The 17,364-nt window shown below is 39.9% G+C and carries 11 protein-coding genes; all 11 read right to left on the bottom strand.

Going from position 1 to position 17,364, the window contains the following annotated elements; translation table 11 throughout:
- Positions 1 to 23 precede the first annotated feature (23 nt).
- The 11 genes from der to JEP36_RS02550 all read right to left on the bottom strand — a co-directional run bounded on the left by der (position 24) and on the right by JEP36_RS02550 (position 17,186).
- Complete coding sequence (der, locus tag JEP36_RS02500) at positions 24 to 1,514, bottom strand: ribosome biogenesis GTPase Der (RefSeq protein WP_098942308.1); 1,491 nt, start codon at positions 1,512 to 1,514, stop codon at positions 24 to 26.
- A 119-nt stretch (positions 1,515 to 1,633) separates the two neighbouring features.
- Complete coding sequence (gene bamB / locus JEP36_RS02505; protein ID WP_109370955.1) at positions 1,634 to 2,806, bottom strand: outer membrane protein assembly factor BamB; 1,173 nt, start codon at positions 2,804 to 2,806, stop codon at positions 1,634 to 1,636.
- Positions 2,807 to 2,820: 14 nt separating this feature from the next.
- The gene (locus JEP36_RS02510) at positions 2,821 to 3,441 is read right to left on the bottom strand and encodes a YfgM family protein (protein WP_109370956.1); all 621 of its coding nucleotides are present in this window, start codon (positions 3,439 to 3,441) and stop codon (positions 2,821 to 2,823) included.
- Between the two features lie 10 nt (positions 3,442 to 3,451).
- Positions 3,452 to 4,735: a histidine--tRNA ligase gene (hisS, locus tag JEP36_RS02515; protein ID WP_036912557.1), complete on the bottom strand. Its 1,284-nt coding sequence runs from the start codon at positions 4,733 to 4,735 to the stop codon at positions 3,452 to 3,454.
- A gap of 122 nt (positions 4,736 to 4,857) precedes the next feature.
- Complete coding sequence (gene ispG, locus JEP36_RS02520) at positions 4,858 to 5,979, bottom strand: flavodoxin-dependent (E)-4-hydroxy-3-methylbut-2-enyl-diphosphate synthase (RefSeq protein WP_196534106.1); 1,122 nt, start codon at positions 5,977 to 5,979, stop codon at positions 4,858 to 4,860.
- A 55-nt stretch (positions 5,980 to 6,034) separates the two neighbouring features.
- Positions 6,035 to 7,018 carry a cytoskeleton protein RodZ gene (gene rodZ, locus JEP36_RS02525; protein WP_198619734.1) on the bottom strand — a complete coding sequence of 328 codons (984 nt, stop codon included), beginning with the start codon at positions 7,016 to 7,018 and terminating at the stop codon, positions 6,035 to 6,037.
- 76 nt (positions 7,019 to 7,094) lie between these two features.
- Positions 7,095 to 7,529: a hypothetical protein gene (locus tag JEP36_RS02530; RefSeq protein WP_198619733.1), complete on the bottom strand. Its 435-nt coding sequence runs from the start codon at positions 7,527 to 7,529 to the stop codon at positions 7,095 to 7,097.
- Between the two features lie 88 nt (positions 7,530 to 7,617).
- Positions 7,618 to 8,799 carry a bifunctional tRNA (adenosine(37)-C2)-methyltransferase TrmG/ribosomal RNA large subunit methyltransferase RlmN gene (locus JEP36_RS02535; RefSeq protein WP_023581631.1) on the bottom strand — a complete coding sequence of 394 codons (1,182 nt, stop codon included), beginning with the start codon at positions 8,797 to 8,799 and terminating at the stop codon, positions 7,618 to 7,620.
- Positions 8,800 to 8,954: 155 nt separating this feature from the next.
- Complete coding sequence (ndk, locus tag JEP36_RS02540; protein ID WP_023581630.1) at positions 8,955 to 9,380, bottom strand: nucleoside-diphosphate kinase; 426 nt, start codon at positions 9,378 to 9,380, stop codon at positions 8,955 to 8,957.
- Positions 9,381 to 9,722: 342 nt separating this feature from the next.
- On the bottom strand, positions 9,723 to 12,044 hold the full coding sequence (gene pbpC, locus JEP36_RS02545) for a peptidoglycan glycosyltransferase PbpC (protein ID WP_198629839.1): 2,322 nt from the start codon (positions 12,042 to 12,044) through the stop codon (positions 9,723 to 9,725).
- A 48-nt stretch (positions 12,045 to 12,092) separates the two neighbouring features.
- A complete protein-coding gene (locus JEP36_RS02550) occupies positions 12,093 to 17,186 on the bottom strand; it encodes an alpha-2-macroglobulin (RefSeq protein WP_198629840.1) in 5,094 nt (1,697 codons plus the stop codon).
- Between the last annotated feature and the right edge of the window lie 178 nt (positions 17,187 to 17,364).

The raw sequence follows: 17,364 nt of genomic DNA on the forward strand, positions 1-17,364 counted from the left end.
TTATTTTTTGACGTTAAATTAACTTATTTCGATTTCTTCAAATGTGACATTAAACGCTTACGTTTACGCAACTGAGATTGTGTTAATTTATTTTTCTTATCCGCATAAGGGTTTTCACCCTCTTTAAATTGAATACGGATTGGCGTACCCATCACTTGCAGAGTACGGCGGAAATAGTTCATCAAATAGCGCTTATAGCTATCTGGTAAATCAGTGACCTGATTACCATGAATAACTACAACAGGTGGGTTATACCCACCGGCGTGTGCATATTTCATTTTTACACGACGTCCACGAACAATTGGTGGCTGATGATCATCTTCTGCCATCTTCATGATGCGAGTTAGCATAGAAGTTCCTACGCGACGCGTTGCACAGACATAGGCTTCTTGAATTGATTCAAAAAGATTACCCACGCCACTACCATGTAATGCAGAAATAAAGTGAACACGCGCAAAGTCAACAAAGCCTAGTTTAAGATCAAGCATGGCTTTTACTTGTTCGCGATCGTCTTGTGTCATGCCATCCCATTTATTAACAGCAATGACTAATGAACGACCTGCATTCAAGATATAACCTAATAATGAAAGATCCTGATCTGAAATACCTTCACGGGCATCAATAACCAGCAATGCAACGTTAGAGTCTTCAATGGCTTGTAATGTTTTGATAACAGAGAATTTTTCTACTGTTTCTTTCACTTTACCACGTTTACGAACACCCGCTGTATCGATGATGATATATTCTTTTTCATCACGTTCCATTGGAATATAGATACTGTCACGGGTTGTACCTGGCATATCGTAAACAACCACACGATCTTCACCAAGCATACGGTTTGTCAATGTTGATTTACCGACATTAGGACGACCAACAATCGCTAATTTTACCGGTAATGTAGAAGGGTCAAAGTCGTCTTCTTCCTCTTCTAACGCTTGTGCTTCTTGTTCTGCTTCTAATGCAGCCCAATAAGCCGCATTTTCTTCTTCTTCAGTCAGCTCTAGCTCTTCTTCCACCACTTTACCCGTAATTGGTAAGAGTGCTTGTTCAATCAATTGAGCAACACCACGACCATGAGATGCAGCAATTGGGAAGATTTCGCCTAATCCTAAAGAGTAAAAATCAGCTAATGCAGTATCAATATCGATACCGTCAGTTTTATTCGCAACTAAATACGTTTTTTTCTCAACACCACGAAGGTGTTTTGCAATACCTTGGTCTGCTGGCATCAAGCCCGCACGAGCATCAACTAAAAACAGTACGATATCGGCTTCTTGAATAGCCTGTAGCGATTGTGATGCCATATGGGTTTCAACACCCTCTTCAGCACCATCAATACCACCGGTATCAATAATAATAAATTCTTCGCCTTCTAACTCTGCTCGACCATATTTACGGTCACGGGTGAGGCCTGGAAAATCGGCAACTAATGCGTCTCTTGTGCGTGTTAGTCGATTAAATAACGTGGATTTACCCACGTTAGGGCGCCCTACTAAGGCAATAACGGGTATCATTTTTTGATGCCTCATAAAAATACAATCACAAACCTGATTGTATTTTACATGTAATTACTAAAAAGACGAAACGGCTCCTTTAAAGGAGCCGTAAAATAAATAGATTTGTCAGCAATTAATTACCGACTATAAAGATAAAGCTTACCGTCGCGAGCTTGGATCATCAGTTTATCTTGTACCGCTTGAGGGCGACTTAATAAGCCTGAACTGTTCACTTGGTTTTGTGCAATAAATTTACCTGTATTGGTATCAATCCAATGGAGATAACCTTCTGCATCACCAACCACTAAATAACCATCAAAAATAGCCGGAGCAGTTAAATTGCGATGCAATAAATCTTCTTGTGTCCATAATGTCACACCATCAGATTTACGAACAGATAAAACTCTGTCATTTTGGTCAACAAGGTAAAGATTATCACCCAACAGCACCATATCATTGACTGAGCCTAACTCACGTTTCCAAAGAATTTGTCCAGAACGCATATCAAGGCTAACTAAATTACCGTTATACGCCATTGCATAAACAGTATTTTCATCAATAATCGGTGTGATATCCACATCATTTAATCGGCTAATTTCAGTAGAGCCTTTAATTTGTGAAATATTTTGTTGCCAAATCAACTGCCCTTGAGAAAGAACAACTGCACTGACACGGCCATTATCTGCACCAATAATAGCTGCGCCATAAGCAACAGCAGGTGCAGACTCGCCACGAAGAGATAATGATGGAGTATCTAAGTTAATAGTCCAAGAAATCTCACCACTTAACAAGTCGAGTCCTTGCAACATACCATTACTGGTATGAATAAGTACTAAACCATCACTAACAACAGGTTTTGAAATGGCTTCACCAGCAACATCTGCTTCCCAATCAATGGAGCCATCTTCAGTGTTCAGTGCGTATACTTTCGCTTTTTCAGTTCCCACAAAAACGCGAGTGCCTGAAACTGTTAGCCCACCAGAAAGTAATGCGGACTCATTGGATGAAAGAAAACCTGTTTTAATAGAGAGATCTTGCGACCAAAGCTCTTTACCTGTTTCTACATCTAATGCTTTCACTAAACCATGGCGATCAGCGACATAAACAACTGCGCCATCCCATGTTGGTGACAAGTGAGAATAGTATTTACCAATACCATTTCCAACTGATTTGTCCCAAACAGCTCTAGGTGTAAATTGGCTTTGCACCTCAGGCAATGGAGACATTGTCACATTATCCTGTTCACTAGAACATCCTGCCAACAAAGCAGATGCTAGTAGACCAACCAGGAGAGTTTTACGCAGTTGCATGTCTGAAGATCCCTTTAATTGGATAAATTATTGAGTTTAAGTTCAACCAGTGAGCGAATAGCACCCGCATTTTCATCAGTTAATGCGCTACGATAAGCGGTTGTAGCACCCGTGTTATCGCCTTTTTTCGCTAAGACATCGCCACGGATATAATTTTTCATTCCATTCCATGCTTTGCCTTTCACTTGCTCTAACGAAACTAAAGCAGCATCTGTTTTATCTAATGCTAATTGTACACGAGCTAAACGAAGATTAAGCATATCTGCAAATGCGTCATTTTTTACTTTTGCCACAGCATTCGTTAGATGGCGTTCACCACTGACTAAATCATTAGCATCAATAGCGATTTGGGCTAGCTCTAATGAAGCTAAAGCGCCATAAATATCATTCGTTTCAGTAACAAATTTTTCAGCTAATGCAATATTTTCAGGCGTAGGCTTAGCAAGTGCCTCGCTGACTGTTGCAAAAGCACCTGCGCTTTCTTGCAGACGATTTGTTTGATGTGATTGCCAATATTTCCAACCAAACACACCACCAAAACCAATAACAGCGGCTAAAACGATAGTTAAGCCGTAGTTTTTAAAGAACTGTTTAATTGCATCAACTTGTTCGTTTTCGGTGCTATAAACTTCCACAAGTCTCTCCTTAACCTAATAACAGAGTCAATTGCTGAGCGAGCTCATTGCGAGCAACGATTGTTTGTTCCCCTGAACGCAAATCTTTCACTGCAACAGTGCCGGCATTAATTTCATCTTCGCCTAAAATCAGAGCAATTTTAGCGCCTTGTTTATCAGCACGCCCTAACTGCTTTTTAAAGTTACCATTACCATGATTCGTCATTAAACGTAATGTTGGTAATTGATCACGAATTTCTTCAGCCAGCATTAATGCTGCGCTTTGACTCTTTTCGCCAAATGAAGCAAGGTAAACATCAGCGACATTAGTATCTGCAACAAATTCAGGGTTAACCGCTTGAACTAATAAGATCATGCGTTCCATCCCCATAGCAAAACCAACTGCTGGTGTTGGGTGTCCACCAAGTTGCTTCACAAGGCCATCGTAACGGCCGCCCGCACACACGGTTCCCTGTGAACCTAATGCGCTAGTTACCCACTCAAAAACAGTACGGTTATAATAGTCTAAACCACGAACTAAACGCTGATTAACACGATATGTAATACCGACAGCATCCAATAAAGCACAAAGACCATCAAAGTGCGCTCTTGATTCGTCATCAAGATAATCGAAAAGTTCAGGCGCATCATTCAATAAAGTCTGAATTTCTGGATTTTTTGAGTCTAAAACACGTAATGGGTTAGAATACATACGACGTTTGCAGTCTTCATCTAACTTATCTACGTGCTGCTCTAAGAAAGCAACTAACGCTTCACGATATTTAGCACGCGCTTCTAATGAACCAATAGAGTTAAGTTCTAATGTTACGTGTTCTGCAATACCTAACGCTTTCCACCAACGCGCAGTTAGCATAATTAATTCCGCATCAATATCTGGGCCTTGTAGACCAAAGACCTCTGCACCTAACTGGTGGAATTGACGATAACGACCTTTTTGAGGGCGCTCATAACGGAACATTGGTCCTAAATACCATAAACGTTGTTCTTGGTTATAAAGCAAACCATGCTCGATACCCGCACGAACACAACCTGCTGTGTTTTCTGGGCGTAATGTCAGACTTTGAGCATCTTCGCCACGATCGGTAAAAGTATACATTTCTTTTTCAACAACATCGGTCACTTCACCAATTGCTCGCTGAAATAGAGGGGTATGCTCTACGATAGGTGTTCTGATTTCACTAAAGCCGTAACCCGCTAAAATTTGTTTTAGCGTATTTTCAATTTTCTGCCATACACGAGTGTCAGCAGGTAGATAGTCGTTCATACCACGAATGGCTTGGATTTTTTGTGCCACTTTTCTTCTCTAATAGTTATTAATTGATTGTTAGGCTGATTATAGAAGCGAAATCAATCAGTATTCAATGTGAAATCAATAGTAAAACTGGCTCATTGATTAATGAGCCAGTTTTTTGAGTATTATTTGTCCAGCTGATTTATATTTATACGCATACTATCATCAAGCATTGATGCTTTAGCTCGAATTTTCGCTTCTAATAAATCAATCATATTAACGTTATCAAGACGCTCTTTTTGTCTCACACCATCTTCATAAAAACCACTTCGTGTTTTAGCGCCAGTTACACCTAACGTTGAAACTTCAGCTTCGCCTGGTCCATTAACAACACAACCAATAATAGAAACATCCATAGGTGTGATGATATCTTCCAAACGTTGCTCTAATTCGTTGACTGTTCCAATAACATCAAATTCTTGACGAGAACACGTTGGGCAAGCAATAAAGTTAATTCCGCGAGAACGAATACGTAAGGATTTGAGAATATCAAAACCGACTTTAACTTCTTCAACCGGATCTGCAGCTAATGAGATCCTTAATGTATCGCCGATACCTTCTGATAATAAGATCCCAAGACCAATCGCAGATTTAACAGATCCCGCTCTTGCACCACCCGCTTCGGTGATCCCAAGATGCAATGGTTGATCTATTTTTTTTGCTAGCAAACGGTAAGAATCAACAGCAAGGAAAACATCAGAAGCTTTTACACTGACTTTAAATTGTTCAAAATTCAGCTTATCAAGGATATCCACATGGCGCATCGCCGATTCAACTAACGCCTCAGGTGTTGGCTCTCCGTATTTCTCTTGAATATCTTTCTCAAGTGAACCGCCGTTTACGCCAATACGAATAGGAATATTGTTGTGACGGGCGCAATCAACAACTTGGCGAATGCGTTCTTCACTACCAATATTACCTGGATTGATACGTAAACAATCAACACCATATTCAGCGACTTTTAATGCGATACGGTAGTCAAAATGAATATCAGCGACTAAAGGCACATTAACTTGTTGCTTAATTAATTTGAATGCTTCCGCAGCATCCATTGTGGGTACAGAAACTCGAACAATATCCACCCCTACACGTTCCAGAGATTTTATCTGGCGAACAGTCGCTTCTACGTCTGTTGTTCGTGTATTCGTCATCGACTGTACCGCGATAGGAGCGCCATCGCCAACAGGTACATTGCCCACATAAATTCGTGTCGATTTGCGACGAATAATAGGTGATTCTTTATGCATTGATTAATTCTCCCATGCTTCCATGCTTCCATGCTTGCTCAAAGGTGTAGTCAGATTAAGCGCTCGGTACTGTTATTTTCGCTATTTTTCCAGTAAAACGGCTTAAATCAACAGATTCACCATTAAACTGTAAGCGAGTAACAGAAGGTGCGCCTATTTTTAGTTTATAAGGTTGCTCACCATCAAATTCCAAACGATCACCCGCTTTCTTAATACCATTAAATAAGACTTTATTTTGAGCATTACGAACTTCTAACCAACATTCACCATCAAACATAAGAACCAATTGATTCGCAATAGCAGGAGCTTCCGATGAAGTAGATTCTTGCGTTGAATTTGCTCGAGAAGTTGTTGATGTTGTTAGTGGTGAGACTGGTAATGGAACCGTTCTCACTTCTGTTGGTACTGGTACTGTTGGTGCTGGTGACGTCGTTTCAGCCGTTGGTGATGTAGCGACATTATTCGCCTGATTATCAACTAATGGCGACGCAGGTACTTGTAAATTATCACCTTCAGATGTTGACGTATTATCTAAGGTTGCTAAAGGAGAATCTATCGTGTTGGTGTTTTCTTGTGTACTATTTTGCCCTACGTCTTGAGATGCCATAGAGACTAATTCTTGTTGATCCGCCTGATGACCTTGCCACCACCAAACACCTACTAATGCAATCATAACAATCAAAATCACCCAAGTGATTTTCATCAGCCAACCTTCACGTTTTTTATGACGTTTGCCTAATGAGTAATTTTGTGTGGTTGTCATTCTAATTTGTTTAACAGGCGCTTGTTGGTCGATAAAACCAAGGATGTCTTTTTCAGGAACACCAACGAGCTTGGCATAAGAACGCATATATCCGCGTAAAAATGTGGGTGCAATATCAGAAGAAACAGAATCTGTTTCAATGTCGCGCACTGTTGATAACTTCAAACAAAGTCGATCAGCAACAGTTTGTTGTGTTAGCCCTACTTTTTCTCGTGCCTGACGTAAAAGTTGACCTGCTGTTAATTTCACTTCTTCGGTTTTGTTTTCAGTATTCATTAGCAATCTAGGCACTGTGGCTATTGGATGTTTAACATTGATGAACTCGCAAAAGCACAAAGTACCTTAACGTATATCACCGCGAATTTTTTGATATTTTATTATCACTTTGCTGACAGACCAAATAATCTGGCGGTATATCCTCAATTAACACACTATTATTGTTTAATAGTTTTTGTTCACAAAGGAAATTACCATAAAGCCTTAATACATTAACATTTACTGGCTTCGAGTTCATCGCTAATTTGTAATAATCTAACGCTTGAATAGAATTTCCTAATAACTGCGATGTTAATGCCATTCCTAAATTTGCATCAGGATGATTTGGCATCACTGATAACACTTTTTGGAAATGATATTGCGCTATTTGATATTGTCTTTCAGCTAAATAAGCATCACCTAATTGTAAACGTGTAGACACTGCAACACGTTCTTGATTGGCTGATGATTGACAACCAAGTGTCAATAGCATCAAGCCAATAGTTATAACTACTGATGATATCCTTATCATCGTTTTATTCCTCAAATATATTCATCCTTGTTCTCTCTACATTGTAATTATGTAATACACTTCACAAAGAAAGAGATATCCAACTGTATCAGACTGCTTTTACTGAAATTAGTTCACCTTGTTGGCGTTTTTTCAGTGTACGTTTTGTACGGTCAATAACATCACCTGCTAATTGTCCACAAGCCGCATCAATATCATCGCCACGGGTTTTACGTACAATCGTCGTAAAGCCATATTCCATTAATACTTTAGAGAAACGGTCAATACGGCTATTAGAACTACGTCCATATGGCGCACCTGGGAACGGGTTCCATGGAATTAAGTTAATTTTACACGGCGTGTCTTTTAAAAGCTCAGCTAATTGGTGTGCTTGGTCTGTGCTGTCATTAATATGATCAAGCATGACATATTCAATAGTCACTCGCCCTTGGTTCGCGTTTGATTTAGCAATATAACGGCGAACACCTTCAAGAAACATTTCAATATTGTATTTCTTGTTAATTGGAACGATTTCATCACGAATTTCATCAGTTGGTGCATGCAATGAAATAGCTAAAGCCACGTCCACAGCATCACCTAATTTATCTAATGCAGGTACAACACCTGATGTAGAGACAGTGACACGACGTTTAGATAGACCAAAACCAAAATCATCCATCATGATTTCAAGTGCTGGAATAACATTATTTAAATTTAGTAATGGCTCACCCATTCCCATCATCACGACATTAGTAATAGGACGACGGCCTGTCTCTTTTAATGAGCCGATAATTTTAGCTGCACGCCAAACTTGCCCAATAATTTCAGACACTTTCAAGTTACGGTTAAAACCTTGCTGTGCAGTTGAACAGAACTTGCACTCTAAAGCACAACCCACTTGTGAAGAAACACATAATGTTGCGCGATCATCTTCTGGAATGTACACAGTTTCTACTTGTTGATCGCCAACTTTAATTGCCCACTTAATCGTGCCATCTGTTGAACGTTGTTCTTCAGAAACTTCAGGTGCTTTAATTTCAGCAATTTCTTTTAATTTATTGCGTAACACCTTGTTGATATCTGTCATTTGATCAAAATCGTCATAACAGTAGTGGTACATCCACTTCATAATTTGGTCAGCACGGAAAGGTTTTTCGCCCATAGAGACAAAAAGCTCACGCATCTGTTTACGATTTAAATCTAACAGATTAATTTTAGTTTTTTGATTCACAGTATTTTCTTTAGAAACAGCGACAGAAGCGCTTGGCGCTGGAGTGGTAGATTGGGTCATGACATTGCCTCGTTGTTACACTATGCGGCCTGCATTAGCATTGATGCTAATGGGATACTTATATATTTGTATAATAAACAATAATAAAAAACGCCCTGTTAATTATCAAACAGGGCGTCGCATTGTACTGTTTTTCGCGTAGAGATGCTAATAAATTAGCGCGCGCAAACTTCGTTTTCAGTGAAGAAGTATGCGATTTCACGAGCAGCAGAAGCTTCTGAATCTGAACCGTGTACCGCGTTTTCAGTAAAGCTATCAGCGTAGTCAGCACGTAATGTACCTGCTAATGCGTTGTCTGGGTTAGTTGCGCCCATCAGATCACGGTGACGTTGAATCGCATTTTCACCTTCTAACACTTGAACCATGATTGGACCAGAAGTCATAAATTCAACTAGACCGTCAAAGAAAGGGCGGCCTTTGTGTTCTTCATAAAAGCCTTCAGCTTGTTCGCGCGTTAAATGCAACATTTTAGCGCCAATGATGCTAAAACCTGCACTTTCAAAACGGTGATAGATAGCGCCGATAACATTTTTTTTCACTGCGTTTGGTTTGATAATAGAAAATGTGCGCTGAATAGCCATGTCTTACCTCTAAATTATTTTATTAATGATAACTTTTGTTATTTCTTTTATCGCAGATCATGGAAAAACGAATCAAAAACCGCATTCCCTGCAAAAAATAGGGCTCGATTATAGGAGGATAAAAATAAATTGCACAGATTGAATATCCTTTTTTTTAAGAAACTGTGGCAAAAAAGTTATAAATTATCGATCTAATCACATTTTTGACGTATTCCATGTTCAAACTTGAAAATAAAAATAAAAAAGAACCGAAATGACACTCGATAAATAGTCTAATTATCTTTATTAAAAAACCTATTTTAGTGAAAAATCTCTCAGTTCTCATTTATTCCATTGATTAGTTTAACGAAATATAAAATTAACCATATCCGTTTGACCACTTAGATCAAGCACAGAAAGTTGATATTTACCTCGTTTCTCTAATAAATAAGAGAATGTTTCTCCGTTTTCTGTTTTACCTATTTGCTCACCATTTAAAAACCACCATTGCATACCACTTCCTCCTTGCGTAGAAACTGTTATTTCGAGATTAGTTTCACCAGGTAATGGCCTTAATAAATCACCCGCACGAATACCCGAGATAAACAAGGGAATAATATCTTCTTTAATTGGTGGGCAAGTTTCAGAAATCGGTGGCAGTCGTTTTGCTCTGCGCTCTTTTTCAGGCAACCATGCTTCTAATGCTATCGGCCATAAAGCAATATCTTTTAACTCTGCATTAGGACAATTAGGCCCAGTGCGTTTACCTTCATCATCTAACCAAATTTTTTCGTTGATCCCCAAAATACCTTCTTGGCTATCATTCAATAAAGTTGGCGGAATAGTGTTATCTAAGATCCAGCTTCGACGACTAACTCGACAGTTACTATCTTCTTTAGGTAATGCCTTACCTGTCGGCCAACAGATTGTTGCTGCTGTTACACTATTAGGACGTAAATCAGTAGGTGGTCTTTGTTTATTTTGATAGAAATAGCCAGTTAATAAGTTATTGACCTGATTCATAATAGGGACAGCCGTTGCAAAGCCAAATTGCCCTGCAACAGGTGTTCCATCAGGTCTGCCCACCCAAACACCAATGGTGTAGCGAGCATTCACACCGATAGACCACGCATCCCGATAGCCATAACTTGTCCCTGTTTTCCAAGCTAAAGGAACAACGGGTGAAATTGCACTATCTGGGCGAGGTCTGGCTTCTCCGGCTAATATGCGTCTGACAATCCATGCCGCACCTTGTGACATCAACACTCGGTTTTCTATTATTTGTTCCGGCTTAAAACGCAACGGTGCTGTTTTTCCTTGCCTTGCTAATGCACTGAAGGCGGAAACGAGCTCATCCATTCGTGTTGCAGTTCCTCCTAAGATCAGCGCTAAATTTGGCTCTGAACCATAAGGAAAGCGCATTTCAAGATGGTTATGACGCAATTTCGCTGCAAATTTCTTTGCACCATACACTTCGATAAGTTGTACTGCTGGCAAATTCAAAGAACGACTTAGTGCTTCACTGGCACTGACCGCACCATTAAAATCAGAGTCAAAATTACCAGGACGATAATTATCAAATCGACGAGGAACATCTTGTAAGAGTGATTCTGCATGAATAAGCCCTTCATCTAATGCGAGTGCATAAATAAATGGCTTTAATGTTGAACCTGGCGAACGCCATGCGCTAATCATATCGACATGACCAAAGCGCGAATTGTCATTAAAATCAGCAGAACCAACATACCCTTTCACACTCATATCCGTATGATCAACAACTAGGATGGCTAAGGATGTTTTATCCGCTAATTGATACTTCCATTGATTCGCAATATCTTCGAGTTGTCGTTGAATATTGATATCAATCGTGGTGGTAATAACAGGCTCTCGCTTTTCGTTATACATACGGCGAGCCAGCAGTGGTGCTAATTGCGGTGTTTGCCTTGGCGCTAATAAAACCTGCTCTTCTTTGATTTCATCAACTTTTTCTTGTGGCCATATTTGATACTCAGCCAATCTATCTAATACTTTATCTCTGGCAGCTTGAGCACGTTCAGGATATCTATCTGGTCGTAAACGACTTGGTGCTTGTGGCAATACAGTCATTAATGTCGCCTCTCCCGCAGATAAATCAGCGGGTGATTTGCCTAAATAAGCCCAACTTGCAGCACCAATGCCCTCTAACGTACCGCCAAAGGGTGCTCTATTGAGGTAAATTTCCAGAATTTCATCTTTTGAGTAATACCACTCTAATTGCAAGGTGCGCCAAAGCTGTTTGATTTTTCCCCCTAAAGTACGGGAGTGAGGATCAATAAGGCGAGCCACTTGCATTGATAATGTGCTTCCGCCTGACACAATTCTTCCTGAACTTAGATCTTGCCACGCCGCACGTAATATCGCCATCGGGTTAACACCAGGATGCTGATAAAACCAGCGATCTTCATAAGTGATTAAAGCTTCTAAATATTCAGGAGAGACATCAGCGAGTTTGACATGATAACGCCATACCCCTTCTTTATCGGCAAAGCGCCAAAGAGGAGTACCATCTTGCGCTGTAACAATCGTCGCAATTTGAGGTTCAGGATCAGGGAGAGGCCAAATTTTATCTGCGATCCAGACTAAAATTGGCGTTGTTAGCAAAAAAATAATGATAACAGCAATAAGCCGTTTATATCCTAGTTTCATTCAATCACTCAAAGGAAAAAGCCCTTTCCGAAGAAAGGGCTACAAGATTTAAGGAACAACGTCAATCTTGGTTTCTGTTGATCCTATTGCACGCCAATAAGGCACATACATGGATTCAACTTGTGGTGGTGGTACTTGATAGTTACCTGGTGTTACAGCTCTTGCTAAATAGAGCAATGTCGTAGGGCGATATTTATCAACAGAGATAGCAGCAACAAAGCGATCATCTCGATACTCAAGATGTTTGATATTCGCTTGTCCCATATCGTCGATAAATTCCTGCAAGTCTGCAGCACTATCACTTAAGCTTGCACTACTTGATGCTAAGTTTTGGTTTTCGATTTCAAGACCAGCTGGTAATAAATCAACAACTAATGCATCAGGTACGTCTCTATCAGCAGAAACTTCCAGTTTAACCACCAGCATTTCACCACTTTGTAAGCGATTAGGATGAACGCGGTTTCCTTTCAAATCATAATAACTGCGATGGATATTTAATATATTACTATAAGGAGCAGGAGCCACTTTAGGATAGCCCACGATATTCATACGAGAATAAATCGCGGCACCACCACGATTATTTAGCTCTAAGCCTTCTTGTAATTGTGCTGATGTTAATGTCTCATTGACTGCACGATCGCTACTGATTGCGGGAACTTGACGATTAACAGCAACTTCCCAAGGCTGTTCTGCCATATTAATAAAGAAGCGCCCAGCAAGGTATAACGAGTTACTTTCTTGGGTTGAGAACCATTCACGGCTTGTTAAGTTATCAGATAGTGTCATCACACTTGCATCACGAGATTGTGTTTCAAGGTTATTTTCACTTAACAATGCAATAATTAATGCTTGGTCACGAATGGTGCTACCGTAGTCGCCCAATCCATAATTATATTTACGCGTTGTTGTCACACCTTCAGCAATCAAGCTTTCAGCGCGGCTGCCATCCCCCATCAGTTTTAATGCGATACCTAACTGAACTAAGGCTAAACCACTTCCTGCTTGATTACGCTCAAGATAGAGACGACGTAATTCACCTAAAGGTGCTTTTTGCTGATTAGCTAATACTAACGCGGCATAAGCCCTTGCTGAGAAACGTGCTGCATCTTGATTAACCGCATATTCATAGTTAACTAAGCTTTTATCTTGTAAATAACGTAATAAACGATCATTCGCACGTTTTAATGAATCAGTTGGAACTGAATAACCTTGTTGTGACGCACGGAATAAGAAGTCAGTCGCATAAGCGGTTAACCAATATTCTTCACGTCCACCCTGATCCCATAAAGAGAATCCGCCTTCTGACTTTTGCATCGTCAGCAGATGAGCAATACCTTTATCAATAGCCGCTTTTCTATCAGCATCAGTTTGCGTTTTAATTCCCAACTGTTTCAACTCTTTTTCTGTTGAATACAGTGAAGGATAAAGCCCGCTGACTGTTTGTTCTAAGCAACCATAAGGATAAGCAAATAGCTCTCTAACATAACGCGCCACTTGTAACGGAGGACGGCTTGTTAGTAATAACTCACCTTCAAGCGTTGAGCTATTAAAGCGACTTAAAATTTCTGATGGTAAGCGCCAAGTATCACCATCTTGCAATGTGCTTGCATAATGAATAGTTTCTGCTGGGAATGCAGGGCGAACACCAATATTCCATGTATTGTGATAAGGTTTAATCTCTTCACCTGGTACTTTAATACCATAAATAGACAGTGAGAATTCCCCCTGACCAAAGCCATGTTTCGCTTTTACTGGGATTTGAATTTGAGTACGTTCACCTTTCGTTAGCGAGACAGTTTTGCTTTCAGCGCCACCTAACCCCACCAACCCTGAAGCGGTATAATTTAAGGTAATAGATTGTGCATCATCTGTCAGATTGGTTAAATCTAACGATAAAAGTGCATTATCACCACCAGCCATAAAGCGAGGTAATGAAAGCTGAGTCACTAAAGGTGCAGCAATAACAACTTTACCTTCCTGACTACCAAATTTATCCGCAGTCCAAGCTTGCGCCATTAAACGAACTTCACCATTAAACTCTGGAATAGGCAAAGAAACTTCGCCCTCACCTTGAGCATTTAATTTTACAGGAGCTGTTTGTTGAGCAATAATTTGCACATCAGTTAATGGCTTTTTGCCACCACGAGATAATGCGGCAGCTTCACCACCATCACCACCAAAACGCAAGTTAGCTAAGCGACCTTGCCCTTCAATTAATTGACCGTAAACATCATATTGGTCAATGCTATAACGTTTACGACCAAAGAAGGCATCGTAAGGATCAGGGGTTTTATACTCTGTGATATTCAATACACCAGTATCAACCGCAGAAACTAATACATTAATATTTTCAGGTAATGGCTGACCAGCAACTGGATTCGCTTTAATACGAATTTTTAAATCTTGGTTAGGGCGAATTTTTTCAGGTGCATCAAGTGAAATATCAATCCGACGGTTTTTATCCTGTAATGGTAAATGCAAAATACCCACAGCACGTTTTACTGTCGCTTGTTTTGAAGTATCTCCTGGTCTTACAACAACAGAAGTCAGATAGAGATCGTGTCTTGCCCACTCTTTATTAATAGGCACTTCAACATCAAGCCCTTTTTCTGGTACATCAATTTCCTGCCACCATAAAGGTCCATTACTTGATTCAAGTAACACATAACCTTTACCCGGATGAGGTGCAACAATGTTTAACTTAACTTTTTCGCCCGGTAAATAACCATCTTTATCCAGTTTCAATTTAACTTGGTCTGGTCTTACCGCGCCTGTTCCACCAGTGTTATCCATCCAAGAATAACCTGCCCAGAAACGTAGGCTACTAACTAATTCTGTTTTAGGATCAACAACTTCAATACGATAAGAGCCCCACTCAACAGGGAATGCCACTTTTGCGGTGCCATCTTTCGCAATCTTAATTGTTTGCTCATCCATTTGCAGATCTTTTTCGTTATAGCCAGATTCCCAGCCATTCGAACTAGACCAACGCCAGTAATAATCATGGCGTTCATAGATAAACTTCACTTTCAGATCATTAGCAGGTAGTTTTTTGCCGTCTTGGTCTGTATAGACAATTTCAAATTCAGCCATTGAGTTTTCATCAACGCTATAACCTGATTTATATTTGTCTGTACGATAATCGTAGACTTCTTTTTTAGAAAAGACAGGACGAATACCCGCAAGATGAGTGGCAGGCCAAACTGCTTGTTGATAACGACGAGTAACAGGACGTCCACCCGCTTCAAGTAAGCTTGCTTGTAGAATAATATTGATAGGTGATTTCAACTCAGCGTAGCGTTCACTATCAACACTTAACTCACCTTCACCATCAGAGTCTAAATTAAGTTCAAACTCATCCAGTAGACGGCTGAAGTTTTCATCTTTTACAGTACCAAATTCATATCCAGGTAATTTACTGACAGCTTCACGAGAGGCTTTTAAGAAGACTTGCCCTTGTAAGCGATTATCGGCAGCTGGTGCGCCATAAAGATAGCGACCCTTAATGTCAAAATAAGCGTCATTACCACTCAATAAAATGCCTTTCTTACCAGTGATTTCTAATGCCATACGTTCTGGCATAAAATCTTCGACCTGAAACTCATAGAAACGAGGTGTACCATCGCCTACATCAAAACGTAAGGTACGTGTACCAGTATTTTCATCCGCAGGAATAACTAATTTTAATTGGTAAAGCCCCTTTTCAGGTTGCCAAACAAAACTACGAGACACTTGCCCGTCTGTTTTAAGCAGATCGACTTTAACAGGTTGCTCTTTAATAGGATTACCATCACCGTCACGTAGCAATGCGTTAACGATCAATGTTTCACCGGGACGATAGAGATCACGTGGGCCGAAAGCAAAAAACTGTTTGCTATAACCTTGTGGGCCACCAATATCAAATTCAGACAGATCAAGCGCAGGTTTACGCAAGTCAATCATACTGGTTTGCCCATCACGAATAGCCATTAATAAACGTGCTTTATCACTTTTCTCAAGTGTGGCATGCCCTTGGCTATCTGTCTGTGCTTTAGAAATCAATCCACCTTTTTCATCTAATAGGCGAATTTCTACTTTATCTAATGCAGAACCATTTTTAAGTGATTGGGTAAAGATATCTAACGTATCAAGATAACTGTGCATCGACAGTCCGATATCACTAAATGTAAATACCGTTGCTGGCACCGTATAAGAATACTTACCCGCTTGTTGCATAACCGCAATGTAGGCACCCTCTTTTTTCAGGGCATCTATTGATTTTAGCGGTAACAACACGTTTTCACGGGTATTTGTTTCTGTGTTTAATTCAAAGCGACCGGTATAAACCAGATCAGCTTGAGATAAAAACTCATCTGATTCCCAATAGTTAATATTAGAACGGCTTTCCCATTGCGTTAAGAATTGGGCTAATTGCTCATCTTTAACACGGAAAAAGTTTACGTCAACTTGCCCCACATTTAACGCAATGATGGGTAGACCTTCAGCCGCTTCAAGTGGCAGTAACGATCCTTTACTGGTAAAGCCAACAGATGGGAAAATTTCTTCTGTTGTTAGTTTCTGGCTAAAAGGTGTCGTTAATGTACGTTCATTAATACCTTTTATTTTTTCATCAATAGTTAAATTTAATTCTGTTGATGGTGGTAAATGACGGAAACGTAGTTCCATTAGGTTATCAGATAGCTCCCACGCACCTTCTAATTTCCCTTTTTTGGTATCAACAAGATGAATAACATCATCAAACTTTTGGTCAGGATCAAGCGGTACAGAAAAAGTCACAACCATTGTGCTCGCACCATCACGCTGTAATTCTGATGCATCTAATACGGTGACTTCTTTTCCAGCAAAACGCATTGCCAACTCATCACGGACTTCTTTACTTTTTAATGCAGTTTCGTTATTCGTTTTTGTTGTAACTGCTGGTTTTTCGCTTATTTGAGTTGCAGTACCTGATGTGCTCTGAGCGGTATCTTTTTGCTCTGTCACTTGTGTATTTTGCGTCTTATCAGCAGATGATGTGTTTTCATCCGTTTTATCATCACAACCTGTGAGAGCCAATGCTGATGCCAATACAACAGCAAGAGAGCTCCAACGATAGCCTCTCTTTTCTGTATATTGTCTAAATTGGTTTTGGTTCATATCCATTTCCTTTAATTCAACCCCTGAATAATGCGATGTTCTATGCAGGCAGAGATAATATATGTATTTTTTTATACTAATAAGATAAAGAATAACTTAATAAGCTATCTTTTACCGCGTAAGACGAAATAAATTACAACACAAAGTCGTCTTATTTTTACTTTAAAAACAAAACCTAGCTAAA

Origin of the sequence: Proteus sp. PR00208 (assembly GCF_016238545.1) — a bacterium.
GTDB lineage: Bacteria > Pseudomonadota > Gammaproteobacteria > Enterobacterales > Enterobacteriaceae > Proteus.